At 39.8% G+C, this 24,217-nt stretch carries 19 protein-coding genes and 1 tRNA gene; 12 read left to right on the top strand and 8 right to left on the bottom strand.

The annotated features are described in order from the left end of the window. Position 1: 1 nt before the first annotated feature. On the top strand, positions 2–1,939 hold the full coding sequence (locus ACWIB3_RS10005) for a M56 family metallopeptidase (RefSeq protein ID WP_454291508.1): 1,938 nt from the start codon (positions 2–4) through the stop codon (positions 1,937–1,939). A 72-nt stretch (positions 1,940–2,011) separates the two neighbouring features. Here the strand turns inward: ACWIB3_RS10005 and ACWIB3_RS10000 are convergent, their stop codons facing one another. The 3 genes from ACWIB3_RS10000 to pth all read right to left on the bottom strand — a co-directional run bounded on the left by ACWIB3_RS10000 (position 2,012) and on the right by pth (position 3,639). Continuing rightward, positions 2,012–2,797, bottom strand: coding sequence for a prohibitin family protein (locus ACWIB3_RS10000; protein WP_185213436.1), 786 nt, complete (start codon positions 2,795–2,797; stop codon positions 2,012–2,014). 17 nt (positions 2,798–2,814) lie between these two features. Continuing rightward, positions 2,815–2,997 carry a hypothetical protein gene (locus tag ACWIB3_RS09995; RefSeq protein WP_093101669.1) on the bottom strand — a complete coding sequence of 61 codons (183 nt, stop codon included), beginning with the start codon at positions 2,995–2,997 and terminating at the stop codon, positions 2,815–2,817. A gap of 78 nt (positions 2,998–3,075) precedes the next feature. Then, complete coding sequence (pth, locus tag ACWIB3_RS09990) at positions 3,076–3,639, bottom strand: aminoacyl-tRNA hydrolase (RefSeq protein WP_254529496.1); 564 nt, start codon at positions 3,637–3,639, stop codon at positions 3,076–3,078. 216 nt (positions 3,640–3,855) lie between these two features. Between pth and ACWIB3_RS09985 the strand changes: the two genes are divergently transcribed. From ACWIB3_RS09985 to ACWIB3_RS09960, 6 genes are all read left to right on the top strand, one after another. Beyond that, a complete protein-coding gene (locus ACWIB3_RS09985; RefSeq protein ID WP_185217730.1) occupies positions 3,856–4,404 on the top strand; it encodes a plastocyanin/azurin family copper-binding protein in 549 nt (182 codons plus the stop codon). Between the two features lie 66 nt (positions 4,405–4,470). Next, a complete protein-coding gene (locus ACWIB3_RS09980; protein WP_454291507.1) occupies positions 4,471–6,708 on the top strand; it encodes a nitric-oxide reductase large subunit in 2,238 nt (745 codons plus the stop codon). A 4-nt stretch (positions 6,709–6,712) separates the two neighbouring features. Continuing rightward, a complete protein-coding gene (ric, locus tag ACWIB3_RS09975; RefSeq protein ID WP_185213439.1) occupies positions 6,713–7,435 on the top strand; it encodes an iron-sulfur cluster repair di-iron protein in 723 nt (240 codons plus the stop codon). A 272-nt stretch (positions 7,436–7,707) separates the two neighbouring features. Continuing rightward, entirely contained in the window at positions 7,708–9,147 is a 1,440-nt protein-coding gene (nirK, locus tag ACWIB3_RS09970) for a copper-containing nitrite reductase (protein WP_313261766.1), read from the top strand. Positions 9,148–9,195: 48 nt separating this feature from the next. Continuing rightward, positions 9,196–9,960, top strand: coding sequence for a formylglycine-generating enzyme family protein (locus ACWIB3_RS09965; RefSeq protein WP_313261768.1), 765 nt, complete (start codon positions 9,196–9,198; stop codon positions 9,958–9,960). An 8-nt stretch (positions 9,961–9,968) separates the two neighbouring features. Further along, the gene (locus ACWIB3_RS09960; protein WP_454291506.1) at positions 9,969–10,583 is read left to right on the top strand and encodes an SCO family protein; all 615 of its coding nucleotides are present in this window, start codon (positions 9,969–9,971) and stop codon (positions 10,581–10,583) included. Positions 10,584–10,670: 87 nt separating this feature from the next. Here ACWIB3_RS09960 and ACWIB3_RS09955 read toward each other — a convergent pair whose 3' ends face one another. From ACWIB3_RS09955 to ACWIB3_RS09935, 5 genes are all read right to left on the bottom strand, one after another. Further along, positions 10,671–11,267, bottom strand: a complete 597-nt coding sequence (locus ACWIB3_RS09955) for a 50S ribosomal protein L25/general stress protein Ctc (RefSeq protein WP_185213441.1) — start codon at positions 11,265–11,267, stop codon at positions 10,671–10,673. 173 nt (positions 11,268–11,440) lie between these two features. Continuing rightward, positions 11,441–12,397 (bottom strand): ribose-phosphate pyrophosphokinase, encoded by a 957-nt coding sequence (locus tag ACWIB3_RS09950; protein ID WP_185213442.1) that lies wholly within the window; start codon positions 12,395–12,397, stop codon positions 11,441–11,443. 200 nt (positions 12,398–12,597) lie between these two features. Beyond that, on the bottom strand, positions 12,598–13,230 hold the full coding sequence (locus ACWIB3_RS09945) for a response regulator (protein ID WP_185217735.1): 633 nt from the start codon (positions 13,228–13,230) through the stop codon (positions 12,598–12,600). Then, positions 13,223–15,184: a tetratricopeptide repeat-containing sensor histidine kinase gene (locus ACWIB3_RS09940; protein ID WP_454291505.1), complete on the bottom strand. Its 1,962-nt coding sequence runs from the start codon at positions 15,182–15,184 to the stop codon at positions 13,223–13,225. Before ACWIB3_RS09940 ends, ACWIB3_RS09945 begins: the two co-directional genes overlap by 8 nt. A 468-nt stretch (positions 15,185–15,652) precedes the next feature. Further along, a tRNA-Gln gene (locus ACWIB3_RS09935) sits at positions 15,653–15,723 on the bottom strand. Positions 15,724–15,987: 264 nt separating this feature from the next. Between ACWIB3_RS09935 and ACWIB3_RS09930 the strand changes: the two genes are divergently transcribed. From ACWIB3_RS09930 to ACWIB3_RS09910, 5 genes are all read left to right on the top strand, one after another. Continuing rightward, the gene (locus ACWIB3_RS09930) at positions 15,988–19,011 is read left to right on the top strand and encodes a glycosyltransferase family 117 protein (RefSeq protein ID WP_254529483.1); all 3,024 of its coding nucleotides are present in this window, start codon (positions 15,988–15,990) and stop codon (positions 19,009–19,011) included. A 398-nt stretch (positions 19,012–19,409) separates the two neighbouring features. Beyond that, positions 19,410–20,444, top strand: a complete 1,035-nt coding sequence (locus ACWIB3_RS09925) for a collagen-like triple helix repeat-containing protein (protein ID WP_454291504.1) — start codon at positions 19,410–19,412, stop codon at positions 20,442–20,444. A 417-nt stretch (positions 20,445–20,861) separates the two neighbouring features. Then, positions 20,862–22,529 (top strand): Ig-like domain-containing protein, encoded by a 1,668-nt coding sequence (locus ACWIB3_RS09920; RefSeq protein ID WP_454291503.1) that lies wholly within the window; start codon positions 20,862–20,864, stop codon positions 22,527–22,529. A gap of 151 nt (positions 22,530–22,680) precedes the next feature. Then, a complete protein-coding gene (pyrR, locus tag ACWIB3_RS09915; protein ID WP_185213447.1) occupies positions 22,681–23,226 on the top strand; it encodes a bifunctional pyr operon transcriptional regulator/uracil phosphoribosyltransferase PyrR in 546 nt (181 codons plus the stop codon). Between the two features lie 21 nt (positions 23,227–23,247). Next, entirely contained in the window at positions 23,248–24,183 is a 936-nt protein-coding gene (locus tag ACWIB3_RS09910; protein ID WP_185213448.1) for an aspartate carbamoyltransferase catalytic subunit, read from the top strand. The last annotated feature ends 34 nt before the right edge of the window (positions 24,184–24,217 follow it).

Here is a 24,217-nt window from a genome sequence, read left to right as displayed (position 1 = left end):
CATGGAAGCTCTACTGACCTATATCATCCAAGTAAACCTGCTGCTGGCCTTAATCTATTTAGGGTACCAAGTACTTTTGAAGGACCTCACTTTCTACCGTCTCAATAGGGTTTATTTTATCTTCGGGAGCATCTATGCCTTTGTTTATCCGTTCTTGGACGTCAAAGCGTGGTTTGCCAAGAGCATTACAATCCCTCAGGGGATTATCATGGAATACTTTCCATTGTTGGAGGACAGTAAAGAAGAAGGAGGGTTTTACCTCAGCGACCTTTTGGTTTATTTGCTAGGCATAGGAGGATTGATCCTATTGACCAGGCTGCTGATACAGCTCGGAAGCTTATTGCGTATCCATTGGCATTCTAAACCATCTCAATGGCGAGATTATATCTTCAGGAATGTCATTTTCCCGATTACACCGTTTTCCTTCTTCAATAAAATCTATCTGCACAAAGAGCAGCACCAAGATCTGGAGCTATATGATATTTTCAAGCACGAACAGGTACATGTGAGAGGCCATCACAGCATCGATGTTCTGTTGTTTGAAATAGTGTTGTTGTGCTGTTGGTTTAATCCCTTCGTATGGTACATGCGCAAAGCCGTACGTCAAAATCTAGAATTCTTGACTGATCAACAAGTTCTGGATAAGGGTGTGGACCGACAGACCTATCAATACTCGTTGCTGAATGTCACCAAGCAGGGTGCTTCGGTCGGCATCAGCAATCAGTTTAATTTTAAAACCTTAAAAAAGCGCATTATGATGATGAACAAAAAACGATCATCCCAACTGCAACTTGGAAAGTATGTATTCCTGTTGCCCGTCCTGATCATTGCCGGTATTACCTTTACGGTAAACCAAGCAGAAGCAAAAATTGAACGTGTCGTGGTCACTTTGAATGAAACTGACCTCAATCAACAGATCAAAAAGGTCATGATTCAGCATCCTAGAAAAGATACGACATACCTTGATTCCATCAAAGATATAAATACCAGGGCATTTGCAGACTATATTCAAGGTAAGCCTAGGTCTGGCGGAACTATCCGTTTTGTTGATATAACTCCGAGTAAGCGTCCTTTAGTGATACTTGATGGTGAAAAATTACCTATAAACTTCAATATAGACGCGATTAATCCTAAATCCATTAAAAGTTTGAAGGTTCTAATAGGTGCTGATGCAAAAAGTTATGGTGAAGAGGCCAAAAACGGAGTAATTGTTATCGAAACCAAGAAAGAAGACGGTGGGAAAGGTCCTCAAGGCCCCAAAGAGCTTAGTGGTGAATTTATAGGTATGAAGGCGAATAATAATATTGATACAGACTCAGTGCCTGTAAAGGTCATTACAAAAGTCCAGCTCCAAGGAATCCCAAAGGACACGAAAATTATCATTGATGAAAAAGAGTCCAATCACGAGGAGTATAAAAAACTGAACCCAAATGAATTGGAGAATGTTCATATTATAAAGGATTCCAATGGTGGGAAACCAACCATCAAGTTCACAACAAAAGAATTTGCAAGGAAAAACAATCTCCAATCAACAACTTTCTCTGGGAAACCTGTTTCCGAACCTCGGATCACTGTTAAAGGCCAACCTGCCTCTGGACCTGCAAGAATAACTGTAAAAGGAGAACCAGGTTCTGAACCTGCGAGAATGACTGTAAAAGGCGAGCCAGACTCTGAGATAACACAAGTAATCATAAGTAATCCTGGACATACTCAAAATAGCAAACCTGGAGCTGCCATGGTTAGAGGAACATTATCCAAAGATGGACTAAAGGATAAGCTTGTTGTCATCGATGGAAAGATCGCCAATAAGAAAGCTATTGACAAATTGGATAATAATCAAATAGAATATTTGAACCAGTTGGATCCACAAGGAGGCAAAGCCTTATATGGGAAAAAAGGTGAAAAGGGAGTGGTGATCATTGGGACAAAATCCAAATAAAGACTTTTATTAAATATTATTATTTACTAAATCAAATCAGGCAAGAAAGGCAACCCTAGGGCTGCCTTTTTATTATTTCAATTCCTTAAAGATCACAGGGCTGTTGCCATATAGCGGTGTCGAGCCGTCCCATTTTTCAATAAACTGCTGTTGAATCAGCAATGGTGACAAGGTCTGCTGCCTCAATTGATTGGCCTTGGCTTCAGCTTCTGCCTGGACGATCATTTTTCTGGCATCCGCTTCTACGACCTTCAGCTCGTTTTCAGCCTGTTGTGCCTTCTGTATGGCGGCATTTTTGGCATTGATAGCTTGGGTGATCGATTCAGGATACTGTATACCTGAAGTCAGTTGCTCCAAGATAAAGCCTTCACCTTCCAAAAACTTGATCATTTTATCCTGTACACCATTTTCAAATTTCTCACGATTGCTGATGATGGAATCCGTGGAATATTTGTTGAATTCGATCCTATACACATCCTTGATGTGATTCACCAAAGTCATGTTTAATATTTCGTCCACTGGTCTTCTATATTTGGTAAAGATCTTCGGTGAACTGCCTGTCAATACGCGAAGGGAAAGGGTAGGGTCGACCGTAAAGACCGAACCATCCTTGGCATTTACCGTAAAGTTCTCGTAGTTGACTGTCTGAACATAGGTTGGAAACTCATAGATCGATTCAGTGACTGGATTGTACCAAACCCTTCCGGTAACAAGACTGACATCCTGAACACCTTTTTCAGAACCATAGAGTTTGACCTTAATACCTTCATATCCGGCGTCAATCCTTTCCGTGCAAATGATCCAAACTAGCAAAGCGATAATAAGGGTTGCCCCCAAAGCAATAAGATTTCTTTTCATAAATAAAATTGGTTGGTCTATTTTTTTAAGATATACATAATGAACTTATAGAGAATGGCAATCAGCAAGAGAGCCAAACAAACGCCCACAAAAACATCCCAATCTGATGCCGCACTCAATAAATGAAATGCCTGCGTCGATCCCCATATAAAGAAAACCAAGATGATCGGAATGGTAATGAAAGGTCGTATTCTATCCATAAATTATGTCGCGTAAATATGCTAATAATATACGAAAAAAATGCCTAAGTCTTTAGGGAATCTGGAAGAGTCCGGGATTTATTTGGTGTTCAAGTTAGTCATGGTCAGCTCAATTCCGATATTGATAAAGCTGTTCACCATTTTTACGGAATGTTCGATCAGCGCGGGTAATTCCCGTTGTTCTTCCTTGTCAAAAGGACCCAATACATAGTCTACCTGTCTTCCTTTGGGATAATTATCTCCGATACCGAATCTTAATCGTGCATAATGTTGTCCGCCCACCGACCCTTCAATGGATTTCAGGCCATTGTGTCCAGCTGCAGATCCCTTAGGTTTGATACGCAATGATCCAAAAGGAATGGCCAAGTCATCCACAATGACCAAGACATTCTGGATAGGTACCTTCAGCTCTTGCATCCAATAGTTTACGGCTTTTCCGCTCAGGTTCATGAAGGTCGTAGGTTTGATCACAAAAACGTTGTGACCTCTTTGCTTGTATTCAGTGTAATAAGCATGTTTCAAGGTTGACCAAGACGTGCCGGCCTGATTTGCCAGTTCGTCTGCAACCATAAAACCTATATTATGCCGAGTATCAGCATACTCCCTTCCAATATTTCCTAATCCTACTATCAGATAATTCATGCCTGCAAAAATAGGATTTATATATCATTTGTTAAATATAGTTTACAAATGATAAAGCAATTGATAAATCGGATATCCAAATGATAAGGCATTTGCAATGTGTCATAAATGTTGAATAAAAGTAAAATATTACTAGCATCACTGAAAAATGTGACCGTTGGAATTTTTTTCAAGGGATAAAAAAGACAATTTTGTCTTAAATACAAAACACATTATATGAAAACTACCTTTAACATTGGAACTCTTGCATTATGCTCATGCTTATTTTTAGCTTCATGTGGCAATTCAGAACAACCTAAATCTGATTCTACCGATCACAGTTCACATGCTACCGAAGCAACAGCAACCGAAACTCCTGCTCCTGCAGCTGAGCCTGAATCTGCTGCTTCCGCAACTTCAAATACCATTGTGGTAGAGAGCAACGATCAAATGCAGTTCAATGTAAATGAATTACATGTCAAAGCCGGAGAGCCAATCAGTCTTACATTAAAGCACGTTGGTACCATGAAAAAAGAAGTGATGGGACATAACTTGGTTGTTTTGAAACTAGGTACTGACCCCATTAAGTTCGGAGAAGAGGCAATAAAGGCACAAGCTACAGACTATGTCCCTGCAACAGCTGATGTTCTAGCCCATACCAATTTAATTGGCGGTGGCGAAGAAAGCAAAATCGACTTTACACTTGAAAGCCCAGGTACCTATGATTTCATCTGTTCATTTCCTGGTCACCTTGCGGTAATGAAAGGAAAGATCATAGCCGAATAGTTTGAAACAATTTTTTGGATGGTCCCAAGCTATGGGACCATCTTATCATGCTAAAGCCTTTAAAGAATGAAAAGAGAGAAAAAATTATGGTGGGCCTTTATCCTCGTGGTAGTATTGTCATTTTCAGTACTGCTATACTACGGTTATGAGATCTACCAAGTTTCCCCGCCAATTCCAGAAAAAATCGTCGATGAATCTGGAGAAACTATTTTTACGGAACAAGATATTAAGGATGGACAGAATATTTGGCAAAGTATAGGTGGTCAAGAAGTAGGTTCCATTTGGGGTCATGGTGCTTATGTCGCTCCAGACTGGACTGCAGATTGGTTGCACCGCGAAGCCTTATATATATTGGACATCTATGCAAATAATGAATTTTCTAAACCATATGATGAAATAGGCGAAGATCAACAGGCCATGTTGGCTACCCGCTTAAAATCTAAGATCAGGAAGAATACCTTCGATGCAGCTAGGAATACCATTACTGTTGATTCTGATCGAGTATCTGCCATCAAAGCACTTTCTGAGTATTACAAAGGGTTATTTACCAATGATCCCAAATTCGACCAATTGAGAAAGGATTATGCCATTCCGGTGAATTCCATTAAGGATGAAGCAAGGATGCATAAGATGAATGCCTTTTTCTTCTGGGCTACTTGGGCGACAGTGACCGAAAGGCCCGATTCTAAGGTTTCATATACTCATAACTGGCCTAACGAAAAATTAGTGGGCAACGAAATGACCATGGACCTATTAGCTTGGTCAGGAGTAAGTATCATCTTATTGATCTTTTGTGTGGGTGCATTGGTTTTATGGCAAGTTAGGGCCGGGGCAGAAGATGAACTGCTCTATCCAGCTGAAGATCCTTTGTTGAGACAGGGGGTTACACCATCCATGAAGTTGGTGAAGAAATACTTCTGGGTAGTCAGTCTCTTGATGCTGGTTCAGGTCGGTTTAGGGATTGTCACTGCTCACTATGGTGTAGAAGGGGATGGACTGTACGGAATTCCGATCGATCAATTCCTTCCTTATTCGGTTACCCGTACCTGGCACACCCAATTAGCCATCTTCTGGATTGCAACCGCATGGTTGGCTACAGGGCTTTACATTGCGCCAGCAGTTTCCGGAAAGGACCCTAAATTCCAGGTCTTCGGCGTGAACTTTCTTTTTATCGCGCTACTGATCATCGTGGTTGGTTCCATGGTTGGGCAATGGTACGGTGTCATGCAAAAACTGGACTTGGTCCAAAACTTCTGGTTTGGCCATCAAGGCTATGAATATGTGGACCTAGGAAGGTTCTGGCAGATTTTCCTTTTCGTTGGGCTCTTCGTCTGGCTAGCCTTAATGGTGAGACCATTGTTGCCGATCTTGAAAAATGGTGGCGAAGAAAAGAACCTGATCGTGATGTTCCTTATTTCCTGTTCGGCCATCGCACTGTTCTATGGAGCAGGTCTGATGTGGGGCAGACAGACAAATTTAGCCATTGCGGAATATTGGCGCTGGTGGGTAGTGCATTTATGGGTAGAAGGTTTCTTCGAAGTATTTGCAACCGTGGTTATGGCATTCCTGTTCGTTCGCTTAGGATTATTGAAACCTAAGAGTGCAACTTCCAGTGTATTGTTCTCCACCATCATATTCCTGTCGGGCGGTATCCTCGGAACCTTTCACCATTTATATTTCTCAGGAACGCCAACTGCAGTTATGGCCTTGGGTGCCACCTTCAGTGCTTTGGAAGTTGTTCCGTTGACCATCATTGGATTTGAAGCCTACCATAACTATAAGATTTCAAAAGCCACAAAATGGTTGGAAGATTACAAATGGCCGATCTATTTCTTGATTTCCGTTGCGTTCTGGAACTTCCTGGGAGCAGGAGTTTTTGGATTTATCATCAATCCGCCAATTGCACTTTATTTTGTGCAAGGCTTAAATACCACGCCTTTACATGGTCACACCGCATTATTCGGTGTCTATGGAATGCTTGGGATTGGCTTGATGCTTTTTGTACTTCGAAGCCTGTATCGCGATGTCAAATGGAATGATAAATTGATCAAGGTCGGTTTCTGGAGCTTAAATATCGGATTGCTGGGAATGGCGCTCCTCAGTTTGCTGCCTGTAGGAATCTGGCAAGCCATTGAAAGTATTGGGCAGGGTATGTGGTATGCCCGTTCGGCCGAGTTGATGCAAGAACCTGGAATGGTATTCCTGAAATGGATGCGGACCCCTGGGGACATCGTTTTTGCCATCGGGGTATTTGCATGTGCTTGGTTTGTATTTGATTTAACACTTAAAAATAATAAACAATAAAATCATGGAAAACTTAATAAATGAAAAAATCGGTAATGTAGTGGCAAAGAATTTTAAAACAGCTGCTGTATTTACCAAGTATGGAATGGACTTCTGTTGTGGTGGCCAAGTTGCCATAGGAACAGTTGCCGATAAAAAAGGAATCAATAAGGATAGCTTATTGGATGACCTAAACAATGTATTGAATGAATCTGCCGGCGAGCAAATAGATTTCAATTCATGGCCTTCGGATTTATTGGTATCCTATATCGTAAAAACACATCATAGATATGTGCGGGAAAAAACACCGGTCCTTTTGGCTTACCTAAATAAAGTGGCTCGTGTACATGGTGAAAGACATCCTGAACTCTATGAAATCAATAAATTGTTCGAAGAAAGTGCGGTGGACCTAGGTCATCATTTGGAAAAAGAAGAAAAGATTCTGTTCCCATATATTGAAAAATTAGAGGAAACAAAATCAAATCCAGCAGCCTATGTTCAGCCAGGATTCGGCTCCGTTCAGAACCCGATCAGTATGATGATCCATGAACACGAAACTGAAGGTGGCCGCTTTGCAAAAATTGCTGAATTGACAGACAATTATACTGCACCAGAAGATGCCTGCAATACCTATCGTGTTGCCTTTGATATGCTCCGCGACTTTGAACAAGACCTGCATAAACATATACACTTAGAAAACAATATCCTATTTCCCAAATCCATCCGATTAGAGGAAAATACGAAATAAGATTCTCCATAAATTTTGACTCAATTTTTGCGCCAGCAAAAATCCTTAAACACCGTTGAATAAATTTTTTATTGAAAAAAGAGGCTCTCCCAAAGCCTCTTTTTTCCGTTTTTAGCCAGCTTTTATGGTGCATGATTTTCGTCAGGAATTTTGTCATGAAAATGTAATGAAGGCCACTTTTTTGTATGGTTAGTGTCATTTAAAAACACTCAATTTTGCGGTATTTTTAATTATTAAGAAAGAGGAAGATTAATTAACAATAATGCTGAAACATGAAAAACAAAGTCACTTTATTTAGTATACTATTGGGGGTTACCATGGCATTTACTGCCTGTAAGCATTCTGCAGAAAATAAACAGATCGATACGACCAAGATTCCGGTCAAAGGGGAAATCGTAGCGGAGCTTACTTCGCCACCCTTAGTGCCGAAACCTGTCGGTAAACGAGATGCTGCAAAACTAAAAGTAAGCCTTGAAATATTGGAATTAGAAGGTGAGATGGTCGATGGGGTTAAATATACCTATTGGACTTTTGGAGGTTCCGTTCCTGGCCAGTTTATTCGTGCCAGAGTAGGGGATGAGGTTGACTTTTTGCTTAAAAACCATCCCGACAACAAACTGCCTCACAATATTGACTTACATGCCGTAACAGGTCCTGGTGGTGGTGCTGAATCCTCATTGGTTGCCCCTGGGCATGAGGTTTCATTTTCCTTTAAGTGCTTGAACCCTGGTCTTTTTGTTTATCACTGTGCTACAGCACCTGTAGGTATGCACATTGCCAATGGAATGTACGGTTTGATCCTTGTCGAACCAGAAGGTGGATTGCCTCCAGTGGATAAGGAATTTTATGTGATGCAGGGTGATTTCTACACCGAAGGTTCCTATGGTGAGCAAGGCTTACAGGCATTTGATATGAATAAAGCCATCAAAGAAGAAGCTGATTATGTAGTTTTCAATGGTAATGTAAGTGCTTTGGTCAATGAAAATGCCCTTCAGGCCAAAGTTGGTGAAACCATCCGTCTTTTCGTTGGAAATGGTGGTCCTAACTTAGTTTCCTCTTTCCATGTTATCGGTGAAATATTTGATAGAGTGCATGTGGAAGGCGGTGATCTGATCAACGAAAATGTCCAAACAACCCTGATTCCCGCAGGTGGTGCCGCCATGGTAGAGTTTAAGGTCGAAGTACCGGGTACCCTGGTGTTGGTGGATCACTCCATATTCCGTGCCTTCAACAAAGGTGCCTTGGGTATGCTGAAAGTGGAAGGTGAAGAAAACCACCAGATCTATTCGGGTAAAATCATGGAAGGAATCTATCTGCCAGAAGGAGGTACCATTCAACATATGCCTAAAAAGGCTAAGAAAACATCCGTTATTGCCAAAACACCAAATCAATCCATTGCAGATGGAAAAGCAATCTTTGGCAGAACCTGTTTGGCTTGTCACCAGAGTGAAGGACAAGGGATCAAAGGTGTATTCCCTCCATTGGCAAAGTCTGATTTCTTGAACAACAATAAAGAAAAAGCAATCGATGCGGTCTTGTTCGGTTTGAAGGGTGAGATAACCGTCAATGGCGAGAAATATAACTCAGTCATGCCTGGACAGGCTTTGTCTGATCAAGAAGTTGCCGATGTGTTGAACTATGTATATAACAATTGGGACAATAATAAGACTTTCGTAACTCCTATTAATGTGAGGGATCGTCGCGCAAAATAATATTGTTTGGGAGCTGTGATGTAGCTTCCCCAGACTCTAGGAGAATTGATGATGTGGAAAATTTTTAGATATCTACTGTTGGGCCTGCTCAGTTTTCATGCCGCCCAAGCACAAGATATGGTCCTGATTAAAAAGGGTAGCTATGTGCCATTATATGGTACTGCCGATAAGCGTCCCGTTGCAGTGAAAGCTTTCTATCTGGATGTCTTCCCTGTCACCAATCAGGACTACCTGGAATTTTTAGAGACAAATAAAAGCTATAGCAAATCGCAGATCAAAAAATTGTTTGCTGATAAAAGCTACTTGGCTTATTGGAAGTCTGATTTTGATTATGCACCCGCAAAGGCAAAGTCTCCAGTGACCAATGTGTCCTGGTATGCCGCCAAAAAGTTCTGTGAAAGTAAAGGAATGCGCTTGCCGACCATGGATGAATGGGAATATGCCGCGATGTCGGATGCCAAAACCATGGATGCCAGGACCAAAAAATCCTATAATCAATATATCCTAAGTTGGTATGAGACGGCTAAGACCTATAATAATGAAGTCGGGAGTACCTTTAAGAATTATTGGGGAGTATATGATATGCATGGATTGGTCTGGGAATGGACTTCCGATTTTAACAGTATCTTCTTGACTGGCGAGTCCAGGAAGGATAAAGGGGAAGATGGGAACCTGTTCTGCGGAGGGGCTTCTGTAAATGCCTCCGACCTGATGAATTACGCTGCATTTATGCGCTATGCTTTTCGGGGAAGCATGAAAGCTTCCTATAGCAGTAGAAACCTTGGTTTTCGCTGCGCAAGAGATGTAAAATAGATAATGATATGATGAAGAATTTATTAATGGCCTTGTTTGCGTTTGGGTTATTGGCTCAAGCTTGCCAGAATCCTGAAACGAGTACCCAGGTAGAGCTCAAACAGCCTACCCTGACGGACTCTCTTTCTGACCTCTCCGTTTATAACCTTCCCTCGCATTGGACCAACCAGAATGGGGAAGAAATGGAGCTGAAAGATCTAAAGGGAAATGTCGTGGTCGCGGTCATGATCTATACATCCTGTAAGGCTGCATGCCCAAGATTGGTCGCCGATATGCGCCATATTGAAAAAACGGTGAAGTCCAAGAACAAGGACAAGATCAAATTCTTATTGGTCAGTATTGATCCAAAGGTCGATACACCGGAAAGGCTCAAGCAATTTGCCATTGAAAATGAAATGGATGGGGAGCAATGGATATTCCTGAGGTCCAATGAGGAAGATACTCGGGAGTTTGCAGCAACCTTGGCGGTGAATTATAAACAGATATCGCCAATTGATTTCTCGCATTCCAATATCATCAGCTTATTCAATGCTCAGGGCGAATTGGTCTACCAACAGGAAGGTTTAGGGGTCGATTATGGGCCAACCATAGATGCTATTGAAAAAGAAGCATCCAAGATCTAGGAAACATTTAACTCTTATATATTTAGTTTGAACAAAGAAGGCATCGATATTTCGATGCCTTCAATTTTTTTATACTGTGCCAGTAAATTATTTTTTACCACCTTTAGCAGCTTTCGCAGCTTCTTGCTCAGCTTGACGAAGAGCACGTGACATAGTAACGGAAACGATCGTATCGTCAGCGTTGTTTAATACTTTAGCATCAGTTAAAGCTACTTGGCCTACACGGTAAGATTTACCAACTTCAAGACCTTCCATAGGAACCTCGATTTCTTGAGGTAAGTTGTTAGGAAGAGCTTTAACGCGAAGGTTACGTAATTTTTGAACTAATTTACCACCCATTTTAACACCTGGAGAAGTACCTACCAATTTGATTGGAATGTTCACAGAAACTTCTTTGTCATCAAATAATTGTAAGAAGTCTACGTGAGTAACTTCGTCAGTTAATGGATGGAATTGAGCTTCTTGAACGATAGCTTTTGATTTTTTGCCACCGATTTCCAATTCTACGAAGATAACTTCTGGAGTGTAAAGAACTGGTTTCAAATCAGCTGCGGATACCGAGAAATGTGTTTGTTCTTTACCACCGTAAAGAACTGCAGGGATTTTTCCCTCGTAACGCAATTCCTTAGCATCTCTTTTCCCTACGTTCTGTCTTGCAGAACCGCTAATAGCAATTGATTTCATGTTTTAATATATTAAAATTTGAGGTGCAAAGATAATCATTAAATTGAATTGCTGAAAGATTTTTTGGCCCTAATGCGAAAATAAATTGCTGTTAATCTGTGGGCTACATCTCCAAAAAGAAGAAAGGATGCCTTTTTGAAGCATCCTTTCCCTTGTTCTATGAGAATAATGGTTTATTTAACGTCGAATAAATCCGAAATAGAACCATGTTCATTTACATTCTTGATAGCATTTGCAAATAGATCTGCGGTAGAAAGAACCTTGATTTTTGTGCTTTGAGCAGCCTTCTCCGGATTCAGTTGGATCGTATCGGTAACAATCATTTCTGATAATACGGAGTTTTCAATGGTTTCATATGCTTTACCTGATAATACAGCATGTGTACATACTGCGCGAACAGATCTTGCGCCATTTTCCATGATCAGGGCAGCAGCTTTTGAAAGCGTACCTGCAGTGTCACAGATATCATCGATCAATACCACATCCTGTCCTGTAACATCACCGATGATGGACATCGATTCAATTTCATTAGCACGTTTTCTGCGTTTGTCACAGATAACAACCTCTGCATTGAAGAATTTAGCAAAAGTACGGGCTCTGTAAGATCCACCCATGTCTGGAGAAGCGATCATCAAGTTTTCCAATTTCAATGATTTGATATATGGAACGAAGATAATGGCACCATCTAAGTGATCAACAGGGATATCGAAGAATCCTTGAATCTGAGCAGCATGCAAGTCCATGGTCATGATGCGGTGTGCGCCAGCAGCAGTGATTAGGTTTGCGATCATTTTTGCTCCTATTGCAACACGTGGTTTGTCCTTACGATCCTGACGTGCATACCCAAAATAGGGAACAACTACCGTGATGTAATGCGCTGAAGCACGCTTAGCTGCATCGATCATCAACAATAACTCTAATAGATTGTCTGTGGGTTGATTGGTAGATTGGATTAAAAACACATCACTACCGCGAACGGACTCGTTGTAGAATGGTTGAATTTCGCCGTCAGAAAACTTCGACAAAGTCATGTCTCCTAGGGGTTTTCCGTAAGATTTTGAAATCTTGCCTGCTAGTTCTAAAGTTCCTGAACCAGCAAATAATTTTACGGTGTTAAATTGCAAAGGCATGGTGAAATGATTTATTGGGGTTTTTATATTGATATTTCGATTTCTGCAGCATTTTAAAGCTTCTTTTGAGCCTGTTAACTTTATGTAGCCGCAAAGTTAGATAAATGTTTCAGAATATAAAATATGAATGGGGATTGCCTACAATATCCTTACATCCTTTTCGCTCTTTTTTAAATTTTGATGCGTTTGTTATCAAGGAATTATATCATCTTGTTCTCTATGAGTAACACCAATAGTTCACTGCTGTTTTTGACATTGAACTTTTGCAAAAGATTCTTACGGTATGTATCTACTGTAAATTTGCTCAAGGATAGCTCAGAAGCAATTTTGCTGGTCGTTTTTCCCTGGGCCAACAATTGTATCAATTGCTTTTCCCGTTTCGTAAGTGAAGGCAAACTCTGCGTCTGCTTCGATTGGCTGGACAGGATGTTCTTGACCTCAGCACTCAAAGCGGTTTCACCTCTTACCACTTGATCCAATCCTTCCATAATTTCTTGCGAAGGAACCTCCTTGAGCAGAAAGCCCGAAGCTCCGTTTTCAAGCATCATGGAGATTACGCTGTACTCAGCTTGATTACTTAACCCTATGACCTTTGTCCTCGGACTTTCTATCTTTATTTTTTTGCAGACTTCCAGGCCATTGATGTCTGGCAGAGAAATGTCCAATAGGACAATATCGATATGATGATCATGCAAGTAATTTAAAATAGAAAGGCCATTAGAGAAACAGATTAAATCATATTGCCTGTTCCATTTGGACAGAACTGATTTAAGTCCCTCAATTACGATAGGATGATCGTCGACTAATGCTAGTTTTTTCCTTCCTTCAGACATTTAATTCAATATTAACCGTTGTCCCTTCGGAAATCGTGGAATCCAATTCAAAAATTCCCTGCATCAGATCAATCCTTCTTCTGATATTGTTAATTCCCATCCCCATGTTGTTTTTCAAGATATCTTTGTCAAATCCTTTGCCATTATCCTCAAGCATTATGAAAAATTTATTTTCCGCCTGACTGCACTGAACCAAGATCTTACTAGCCTCAGCATGCCGGATGCTATTGGTCAGCAATTCTTGGATAATCCTATAGATATTTAGTTGTTTGTCTTTTGAAAGGCTGTCCTGGATTGTAAAGGAATGATATTCCACCTGTAGGTGTTCAGTGGCTAAGGATGCACAAAGATCTTTGAGTGCTATATCCAATCCAGACTGTATTAAGGTGCCGGGCATCATGTTCCTGGAAATGCCCCTGAGGTCTGATATCGAGTTTTCTAATTGCTTGTTGATTTCCTTCATCAATGCCGGCGTATTGCTCTCAGAGTCCATCGATAGTTTATACTTGATGGCTGATAAGGTTCCACCCAATCCATCATGCAATTCTCGAGCTATCCTATGCCTTTCATTCTCCTCAGCATGCATGACGGCCTGTGCCACCTCGATTTTATTCTGTTGCTCCAACATATTGAGCTTTATTTTATTCGTTCGTCTATTGTTTTGGAAAACATAGATCAAGAAAAGAACCAGCAAAAGCAGAATAAAACTCCCTACTGCTATTAAACTGTGTATTAACTGTTGATTTTTGTGGATTAAACTGATCTGCTCGTTGTCTGATTTGAGTTGGTTGATCTGTCTTTCCTTTTGTGATAATTGCAATCTTTTTTCCATGGCATTGATTTCCTTCCTGGAATCCTCATTATAGACGGAGTCCCTGATCTGAAAGGCCTGCCGCGCATATCTATAGGCCGATGGGTAATCATGAAGTTTCTCATAAACCTCGGCCAGTTTGGAATATCGAATAACCGTGTTGATGGCCGATTTATAGGGCTCGTATTTCATGCCTTGGTAAAGAGCGTCCTTAGCCTGTAGGAAATTGTTGCTGCCAAAATAGGCCTTGTACAGCTGGAAGTAAAGCGCATTGATTTTATAGGTATGCGAATCGGATACATTGTCCCTCTTTGCAGATTCAATTGCGGGTAACAATAATTTTTTTGCGGCTAAGAACTGCTTCGATTCATTAAGGTGATTGGACTTAACGGCAATGAAATCATAGTAAAGGCTGTTGTCCCTGATTTCCATAGCGACTTGTTCCGCTCTGTCAATAAATATTTTTGCGGAATCCAGTTTTTTTAGGAATAGAAAATTCCGGGCGGTATTGACGAGTATTTCCAGATGATCTGCCTGATCTACGGGCGGATGAGCCTCCATGGTCTTTAATCCTTTGTGAAAATATTGGGAAGCAGTCTGGTAATCCTGATTATTCATGAGCATCATTCCGATCTCGCCAAAATAGAGTGCAGTCTGTCCATGGTCCTGTGCCTTTTGGGAAAGGGGGATGCTATGGTCGATCAAGATTTCCATAAACCTTTTAGGCTCTCCAAGGAACTGGTATTGCACCCCGATATTATGCCATGATTTCGCCTGAAAGGCAAGACTTTCCTTGCTGTGTGCCTTTTCAAAGTACTCAATAGCGGATTTATATTCCCGAATGGCAATTTCAGAATCTAGGTAAAAATAGATGCCTGCATAATAATGGTGGTAAAGACCAATCAGGAAATTGTTGTTCTGTATTAACTTTCTTCCCGACTCTAGGTAGGACTTGGAGAGTGTTGTATCTTTATAGTAATAATCAGAAAGCAAAAAGTTTGCTCGCGCTTTGATGCTGTCTGTTTTACCCGTTTTTTGTATATGGATTAAGCTATCCACAATCGGGTTTGGCTTTAAGGATTGCTGTCCTAATACCCCAATGCTGATATGAAGAAAAAGAAAAAGGTAGAAGCTTTTTTTCATGTGAGTAGCAAAAGTCAAATATGCTTAAATAACTCGCATTAAAAAATACCTAATAATAGGAGGGTACAGATCCATAATACTCTAATATAGCATTTCTGCATCGGTATATTTAGCTTATTCCTAGCTGGTATTAAGCAGATATTTTGGGTTATATATTGACCTTATTCGAGACATATTCCGAAAATTCGCAAAATGACCTAATCAATAGTTAACAATTCGGCTTAGTATTTTCGATGAATTCTCGAATATGTCTCGAATAAGAGTGGGATAAAGGCAAGACTGAAACTTCTGTTTTGCAGAATAAGATTAGATTGTATGTAGGTTTAGGATAGAGTAGATTCTGCTGAAATCCTAATTTTTTGCTATTCGTGTCAAATGGCTATTTGTTAGGGTTTTAAAAATTTTGGTATTTCAGTTTTCCAATAAACCAAAAAAGGCTCGAAACATTGTTTCAAGCCTTTTTTTGAGTTGCCCAACCTGGATTCGAACCAAGACAAACGGCACCAAAAACCGTCGTACTACCATTATACTATTGGGCAAACTTTTGTGGTTTTGTCATCGGGTTGTTCCCTTTTGACGATGCAAATATACGTCGAGTTTTCTATTCTGCAAATAAAAAAGTGCGTTAATTATTAAATATACTGATTTTCAAGCCGATATTTTTTCACTTTATCTTTCATTAGACTATCGGTAGCTAAGATTATGGGTTTTTACTGCTAGAAATTAGAAACTATTTGTCTAATTATAATTTGTATTCCTTATTTTCGAAGCATAATTTTTAGAAAACCCTTCTATATTTTAGTATGAACTATAAAAAAATCAATAACCTGTTAGGATGGGTAGTGGGTATTATTGCTACACTGACTTACATTTTGACGCTTGAAAAGACAACAAGCTGGTGGGATACAGGTGAATTTATTGCTTCGGCGTACAAATTACAAATTGTGCATCAGCCGGGGGCACCCTTATTTTTGATGATCCAAAACCTTTTCTCCAACCTTGCCATGGGTGATAACTCCCGAATTGCATATTGGATGAACGTGGGATCTGCAGTATGTAGTGGTTTGACCATTACCTTTTTGTTCTGGACCATTACTGCACTTGCCAAGAAAGCTTATGTTAGTCTGAGTGCTAAAGAGGAAATCTCGGAAGGTAATCTGATCAAGATCATGGGAGCAGGGGTTGTAGGAGCATTGGCTTATACTTTCTCGGATACATTCTGGTTTTCAGCAGTTGAGTCTGAGGTTTATGCCATGTCTTCATTGTGTACTGCAGTTGTGTTCTGGGCCATACTAAAATGGGAAGCTAAGGCTGATGAGCCAGGGGCAGACCGTTGGTTGATCCTAATTGCTTATGTGATGGGGCTATCCATTGGGGTTCACTTATTGAACTTATTGGTTATTCCAGCAATAGCCTTGGTAATCTATTTCAGAAGAACGTCCAAAGTTACTGGAGGCGGTATTGCCAAAGCCTTGATCATTGGGGTAATTGTATTAGCAGTGGTTTTATGGGGAGTAATTCAATTTCTGATCAAATTTGCAGCATTCTCTGACCTGTTTTTTGTTAACAGTCTAGGGCTTGGATTTGGTACAGGGGCTACTTTCTTCACTTTATTGGTTGCTGGTCTGTTGCTTTTCGGTATCTGGTATTCCTGGAAAAACGTAAAACCTATCTTGAATATTTCCTTGTTGAGTTTGGCATTCGTAATCTTTGGATATAGTTCATTTACCATGATCATGGTAAGGGCAAAGGCGAACCCAACTTTGAACAACTCTGATCCTGACAACGTATTTACCTTCTTAAGTTACCTGAACCGTGAACAATACGGCGATGAGCCTCTGTTAAAAGGAAGGTACTTTGATGCTAAACCCACTGATGTATTTGAGACAGGAAACATCTACCGTAAGGACGGAAATAAATATGTCGTAGCGAAGAAAAAATTCGATTATACATGGAGCCACAGTACCTTGTTTCCGCGTATATATTCCGATAAACATGAATCCTATTATAGAGAGTTCTTGAATTTAGGTCCGGATGAAGTGCCTACCATGGTCGATAACTTAAAGTTTTTCTTTGGTTATCAGATTGGACAGATGTACAGCCGCTACTTTATGTGGAACTTCGTAGGTCGTCAAAATGACCAACAAGGGCAGGGTTCATTTACCGAAGGTAACTGGATTTCGGGTATCAAACCGATAGATAATGCAAGATTGGGAGGTCAATATGCCCTTCCAACTTCAGAATTGGAAAATGCAGGTAGAAATACCTATTTCTTCCTACCATTGATTTTGGGAATCTTAGGGGCAATGTGGCAGTTCAAGAAACAGCAACGTGATGCTTCTGTAGTGACCCTATTGTTCTTCTTTACAGGTCTTGCCATCGTATTGTACCTAAACCAAACTCCTTTGCAGCCACGTGAACGGGATTATGCCTATGCAGGTTCCTTCTATGCATTCTGTATCTGGGTTGGTATGGGTGTAATTTGGATTGCAGACTTATTGTCGAAGAAAGTGAATGCCAAAAATGCGGCCATTGGGGCAACTGCCGTTTCCCTACTTTGCGGACCGGTTCTATTGGCCAGCCAAAACTGGGATGACCATGACCGTTCGGAGAAATTCTTGGCCCGTGATATGGCAAAGAATTATCTGGAATCATGTGCGCCGAATGCCATCCTGTTCAGTTATGGTGACAACGATACCTATCCATTATGGTATGTTCAAGAGGTTGAAGGTTTCCGTACAGATGTGCGTGTCGTGAACTTAAGTTTATTAAGTGCAGATTGGTACATGAAACAGATGATGCACAAAGTAAATGATGCAGATGCATTGCCATTGAACATCGATCCTGAGAAAATCAAGGATGGTGTTCGTGATGTAATCTACTTCAGTGACATGAATATCCCTGGCTATGTAGATGTTGAGGATCTATTGCAAATCATGCTTTCCGATGAACAACAATATAAGGTACAGTTGCAAAGTGGAGATTGGGCAAATATCCTTCCAACGAAGAATATGCAATTGAAGATTGATAAGCAAGCGGTAATAGCTAACAAAGTAGTACCTAAAGAGTGGGAAGATGCTATCGTCGATACCATGCAGTGGAATTACAGTGGAGGTATCGTAAGCAGAGCTGACCTTTCGATCATGGCTCTATTGGCAAACAACGGATGGAAGCGTCCTATTTATTTTACTTCGACTACTCCAGAAGAGAATATGATCGGTCTAGAGAAATTCTTGGTTTCTGAAGGTTTTGCCATGCGCCTGATGCCAGTTGCATTAGCTGCTGAAGGTGAAGTTTCAGGACCGATTACCGATGTGGAGGGAACTTACAATAATATCATCAACAAATTCACTTGGGGAAATATCGCTCATTCCAAATACCTAGATCCAGATTCATACCGCTATATCAGCATGTATGCTGGTAATATCTTTGGCGAAACGGCTCAAAACCTATTGTCAATGGGCAAGAATACCGAGGCTAAGAAATTGGTGAACAATGCCTATGAGAATTTGCCTAAGCGTCCTTACTTGATGTCGGAAGTGTTCTCTTATACCTCCTTGATCGATGCTATGTACAAATCAGGTGAAGCCGAGAAAGCAAATGAAATCGTGAAAAGAAACCTGAAATTCCTTCGCGAAAATATGGCTTACTACATGAACATCGCTGAAACTAAGCCTAACCTAGAATTTAGAAATATGCGTTTCGGCTTGGCAGCTATCCAGAATTACCAAAGGGTATTGACGGATGCCAAACAACAAGATCTATTGAAAGAAGTTAATCAGATCTTTGAAACTTATAGACCGTTATACGAAGCAGCAAGTCAATAAGATTTTTGCTTTGAAAGGGAAAAGGGTTGCCGAACGGCAACCCTTTTTTTTGTGGGGGGATGTATTCGGGTATTTGAACCAGGATGGAAGGGATAAGAGGATGGGCCAAGATTTGGAATTGAACCAGGATTGAAAGGATTGGAGGATGGACCAAGATTTGGATTTGAACCAGGATGGAAAGGATCGGAGGATGGGCCAAGATTTGGATTTGAACCAGGATTGAAAGGATTGGAGGATGGGCCAAGATCGGGGAATGAACCAAGAGTCAAAATGGCCTTATCTATCTCTAGAAAGCACCTCCGATAACAATTTTTAATTTATTGAATTACGGTAAACCGTAAGCTTAAATATGTCTGTATGGCTACTTTTGCGGCAAATCAAACATAATTATTAATCATATGAAATTAGTATTTAATGCGATCTGCATTGCTCTATTATTAAGTTTTTCTGCCTGTGAAAAAGAAGGTGCTCAAGGTCCTCAAGGTGAACAAGGTCTTCCTGGTGCTGCAGGATCCCAAGGGATTAAAGGTGAAAACGGGAGTACCATTTTAAGTGGAACGACCGATCCTAGCAGTGCAATTGGGAAAGACGGTGATTTTTACCTGAATTTAAATTCTAAAAAGCTTTTTGGTCCTAAAAAATCTGGGAATTGGGGAACAGCGATAGAATTAAATGGAAAGGATGGACTTAATGGTCAGAACGGTCAAAATGGACAAAATGGGGCAGATGGCTTAAATGGTACTAATGGGACAAATGGTAATACCATTCTAAGTGGAAAAGCTGTTCCAAGTTTTTATTCCGGTAATCTAGGGGATTTCTATATTGATCTTTCAAAAATGGATTTTTATGGACCAAAAACTAATAATGGTTGGGGGTCCCCAATTTCTTTAAAAGGATCTTCAACTCTACAGAAAAGGGTCTTAATTAAAGAGAATTTTGATTATTCAAGGAATTGTGATGCATGTTCTGTTTATTCTACGACTTGGATACCTGGTGTTTCTACCTATTCTTCTACTACTGCGGATGTCTATATTAATGTAGGAGATATTCAACAATATTATAGCAATGGGATTGTAACTTATGAGGCAAGGATAAATGGAGGTGAATGGTTTGTTCTGGATCCAACTAATAAGAAGCAAATCATTAAACAATATAAAGTAGGGGTTCGCGAGTACATGTTGATGTTTGCTCCATCAATTATCAAGTATTATAATAGTTCTGGTCAATTATTTATTGGGTCTGACAGGATGGTCTCTATTCCAGGGACGTATTCGAAGAGTCAATTAATGAGCTATTTAGACGCAGAAATGAAGGTAGATATTAGGATTACTTTATTGCCTAAAGAATCTATAGAGTACTTGTCCAAAAATTACCCAAATCAAAAGATTAATGATTCATTTGTGTCAAGATATTTTGGTATGAGCGATAGATAAAATTATGAGAGTATAAAATAAAGATGGCCGTCTGAAAAGATGGCCATCCTTTTTTGTAGATAGCTTGTTGATTATTTCCTGATTCAAATGTATAGGCCTAATTTCTTGAAGAGTTTAAGGGCTGCGTTGGCGTACAGTTCGTTAACCTTCGGTTAACGATGACAGGACATTAGCGGCGGGCGTGTTCGATACGCCTTTTCAGAAATGCGTCCAAATATGGTTTTGCGTGCCAATGTTATTTTAAGATCTTCGTCCATCCTCTTATCCTTTCCATCCTGGTTCAAGTGTCATACAACCACTTCCTTTCCGAAAACCAATACTGATAACAATATATAATTTATTGAATTACGGCAAACCGTAAATTTTCTTTTTTCTACTTTTCTACATTTGCCCCCAATCAAACTTAATTATTATCCTATGAAATTTTATTCTCTATTTACTAAGTACAGCTTGGTAGTTTTGTCATTTGTCATTTTTTTTACTTCTTGTAGCAAGGACAAGGAGGAAGCTATTCCTGAAAAAATAACCAAAATTGAATTTATTGAAAAAGAAATTCAATTGGTTATTGGAAAGTCAGATACTTTGGATGTAATACACAACCCAAATAAATTACCTAAACCAAAATATAATTGGTCTAGTTCAAACACCGATGTCGTTACTGTAAATGAACTTGGTGTCATAAAAGCTTTAAAAGAGGGTAAATCTGAAATTACTGCAACGATATCTGGAGAAAATATGAATGCTAGGATTCTTGTAAATGTCCTGCCCGTGATACCAGAAAAGTTGAAGTTAGAATTGGTTAATCCTAATATTTTTGTTGGCGATTCTGTTGTGGTAAAATATTCAATAGATCCACCGAATACCACTAATGTAAGTGAGTTTGTAATCGACTGGGGTTCAAGTGATAACTCTGTTTTTACCGTAAAGGATGGAAAGGTAAAAGGATTGAAAGCGGGAAAGGCAAAACTAACTGCGGCAATAAAAGGAACTAATGTTTTTTCCGAAATGGAAATTATTGTGAAACCAGTATTACCTTCAGCAATTGAATTGAATATTACCTCAGGTCAAGTGGAATTGGGTCAAAGCATTAAGTTAATAGCAAAAATTAAACCGGAGAATACAACAAATAAGGATTTGATATGGGAGTCTTCAGATAGCAACATCGCTTCGGTTGTAGACGGAGAGGTAAAGGGTAAGAAGGAAGGTGAAGTGGTTATTACTGTTAAAAGTAAGGAAGGGTCAATTTCCGCAACAGCCAAAATAAAAGTTTTTACAGTGAAGGCTACAAAGATAACTTTGAGTGATACTCAAGTTGAAATTATGGCTGGTCAATCATTTAGTCTTACTGCCACAGTTAGTCCGGAAAATACTCATAATAAAGGTATTGTTTGGAGTACAAGTAATTCGTCTATCGCGACAGTAGATCAACAAGGTAATGTAATAGCAAAAACTGAGGGAATAGTTCAGATAACTGCCAAATCATCAGAGAATCCTAATATTTCTTCTACATGCTCATTCAAAGTGATTCCTGCAAGGGTTGTTTCAATTAATCTTAGTGAAAATTATAGAAGTTTAGATATTGGAGACACATTCCCAATTTATGCAACGGTATTTCCAGATAATGTCAAAAATAAAGGGATAATTTGGAGTACGACGGATCCGAAAATTGCTACCGTGGACCAAAATGGGTTGGTTAAGGCTATATCTTCAGGTACTGTCGATATTATCGCAACTTCTAAAGATAATCCAAGTGTCATAAGTTCTTGTACAGTTGTAGTAAAAGACCTTGATTCGGGTGTAAAGGTAGGAAGAACGTCTTCTTCTATTACAAATTTAAACGGCTATTACACTGCGTCCATCTCACACTTTATTGCTAACCATGGAATTAAGAAAATAACAGTCTTAAAGATGGAGATTGTTGATGGAGATGGTATTGTTAGATCTGTAAATAATGAACAATTTGAAGTTTATTCATACCAGCAAATAAATTATACATCTAGATTTAATGGTATTTATAAACCACAATTTCACTACTATTTTGAAATTGATGGTAAACAGTTTAAGCGAGTTTTAACTTTAGAATAATTGATGGTCTTGAATAAAACTTGGTGAAAATTTATAATAGATTATCAACTAGGCAGCTTATTAATAAGCTGCCTTATTTTTTCCAATCCAATGTGGCTTAGATTACGATTTTTGGAAAAAATGCCTTAAGTTTGCCTAAATAAATCCATAGATGAAACAATCGATATTATTAGATGGACCGAAGTTTCAGATTACGCTCAAGCGATTGTCTCAACAATTAATTGAAAACCATGGAGATTTCTCCAACGCTGTAATCATTGGAATTCAACCTCGAGGTACCTATTTAGCTGAAAGATTAGTACAGGAAATCAAAGGAATGACCGGAGTTCAAGTGCCATTGGGTATTTTGGATATTACTTTCTATCGTGATGATTTCAGGATGAAAGGGGCCAGTCCATTAGCTGCGAACAGTACGGTAATTGATTTTATAATAGAGGGCAAGGATGTCATCTTGGTTGATGATGTACTGTGGACCGGAAGGACTATCCGTTCTGCGATGGATGCGATCCAAGCATTTGGTAGGGCGAACAGAATTGAATTAATGGTCTTGGTAGACCGTCGTTTTTCGAGACAGATTCCTATCCAACCGGACTATATAGGTATACAGGTCGACTCCATTGATTCGCAAAAAGTAATTGTAAGCTGGAAAGAGGTGGATGATAACGATAGTATTGTGTTGATCACCGAAAAGAAATAGAAAGATTTTATTGTTTAACAAATGTCAACATCTGAACAACTTAGTACCCGCCATTTATTAGGTATCAAGGATTTAAATAGCAACGATATCCAATTGATCTTGGATACGGCTGCAAATTTCAAAGAGGTACTGAACCGACCAATCAAAAAGGTACCTTCTTTACGTGATATTACCATTGCCAATGTGTTCTTTGAGAACTCAACCCGTACCCGTCTTTCTTTTGAATTAGCTGAAAAGCGCCTGTCTGCCGATATCGTCAATTTTGCAGCATCCTCTTCTTCGGTAAGTAAAGGTGAAACCCTGATCGATACGGTGAACAATATCTTGGCCATGAAAGTGGACATGATCGTGATGCGCCATCCTTATGCAGGTGCCGGTGTTTTCTTGAGCAAACATGTGGATGCCCAGATCGTGAACGCTGGAGACGGTGCCCATGAACATCCTACCCAAGCTTTATTGGATTCATTTTCTATCCGTGAGCGATTAGGTGGGGTTGAAGGAAAAAAAATCGCCATTATTGGAGATATCCTTCACTCTAGGGTAGCATTGTCCAATATTCTTTGTTTACAGAAACAAGGAGCTGAGGTGATGGTCTGTGGACCAACTACCTTGATTCCAAAATATATTACCTCCCTTGGCGTGAAGGTTGAGCATGACCTCATGAAAGCTTTGAACTGGTGTGATGTAGCTAATATGTTGCGGATCCAGTTGGAGCGTCAGGATATTGCATACTTCCCTTCATTGCGTGAATATTCCATGTTGTACGGTTTGAACAAACAGATCTTGGATTCATTGGATAAGGAGATCGTCATCATGCACCCTGGACCAATCAACCGTGGGGTGGAAATTACCTCGGATGTAGCGGATAGCAGTCATTCCATCATCCTAGACCAAGTAGAAAACGGAGTAGCCGTGAGAATGGCCGTTCTGTATTTGTTGGCAGGGAAGAGGGGATAATTTCTAATTAGACATAAGACAATAGACATAAGAC

The organism is Sphingobacterium sp. NPDC055431 (genome assembly GCF_053644255.1).
This window is presented reverse-complemented; position numbering and strand designations above follow the sequence as displayed.

Coding starts and splice junctions, on each gene's coding strand:
- ACWIB3_RS10005 (WP_454291508.1), top strand. CDS start 2: ATGGAAGCTCTACTGACCTATATCATCCAAGTAAACCTGCTGCTGGCC.
- ACWIB3_RS10000 (WP_185213436.1), bottom strand. CDS start 2,797: ATGAAAAGAAATCTTATTGCTTTGGGGGCAACCCTTATTATCGCTTTG.
- ACWIB3_RS09995 (WP_093101669.1), bottom strand. CDS start 2,997: ATGGATAGAATACGACCTTTCATTACCATTCCGATCATCTTGGTTTTC.
- pth (WP_254529496.1), bottom strand. CDS start 3,639: ATGAATTATCTGATAGTAGGATTAGGAAATATTGGAAGGGAGTATGCT.
- ACWIB3_RS09985 (WP_185217730.1), top strand. CDS start 3,856: ATGAAAACTACCTTTAACATTGGAACTCTTGCATTATGCTCATGCTTA.
- ACWIB3_RS09980 (WP_454291507.1), top strand. CDS start 4,471: ATGAAAAGAGAGAAAAAATTATGGTGGGCCTTTATCCTCGTGGTAGTA.
- ric (WP_185213439.1), top strand. CDS start 6,713: ATGGAAAACTTAATAAATGAAAAAATCGGTAATGTAGTGGCAAAGAAT.
- nirK (WP_313261766.1), top strand. CDS start 7,708: ATGAAAAACAAAGTCACTTTATTTAGTATACTATTGGGGGTTACCATG.
- ACWIB3_RS09965 (WP_313261768.1), top strand. CDS start 9,196: ATGATGTGGAAAATTTTTAGATATCTACTGTTGGGCCTGCTCAGTTTT.
- ACWIB3_RS09960 (WP_454291506.1), top strand. CDS start 9,969: ATGATGAAGAATTTATTAATGGCCTTGTTTGCGTTTGGGTTATTGGCT.
- ACWIB3_RS09955 (WP_185213441.1), bottom strand. CDS start 11,267: ATGAAATCAATTGCTATTAGCGGTTCTGCAAGACAGAACGTAGGGAAA.
- ACWIB3_RS09950 (WP_185213442.1), bottom strand. CDS start 12,397: ATGCCTTTGCAATTTAACACCGTAAAATTATTTGCTGGTTCAGGAACT.
- ACWIB3_RS09945 (WP_185217735.1), bottom strand. CDS start 13,230: ATGTCTGAAGGAAGGAAAAAACTAGCATTAGTCGACGATCATCCTATC.
- ACWIB3_RS09940 (WP_454291505.1), bottom strand. CDS start 15,184: ATGAAAAAAAGCTTCTACCTTTTTCTTTTTCTTCATATCAGCATTGGG.
- ACWIB3_RS09930 (WP_254529483.1), top strand. CDS start 15,988: ATGAACTATAAAAAAATCAATAACCTGTTAGGATGGGTAGTGGGTATT.
- ACWIB3_RS09925 (WP_454291504.1), top strand. CDS start 19,410: ATGAAATTAGTATTTAATGCGATCTGCATTGCTCTATTATTAAGTTTT.
- ACWIB3_RS09920 (WP_454291503.1), top strand. CDS start 20,862: ATGAAATTTTATTCTCTATTTACTAAGTACAGCTTGGTAGTTTTGTCA.
- pyrR (WP_185213447.1), top strand. CDS start 22,681: ATGAAACAATCGATATTATTAGATGGACCGAAGTTTCAGATTACGCTC.
- ACWIB3_RS09910 (WP_185213448.1), top strand. CDS start 23,248: ATGTCAACATCTGAACAACTTAGTACCCGCCATTTATTAGGTATCAAG.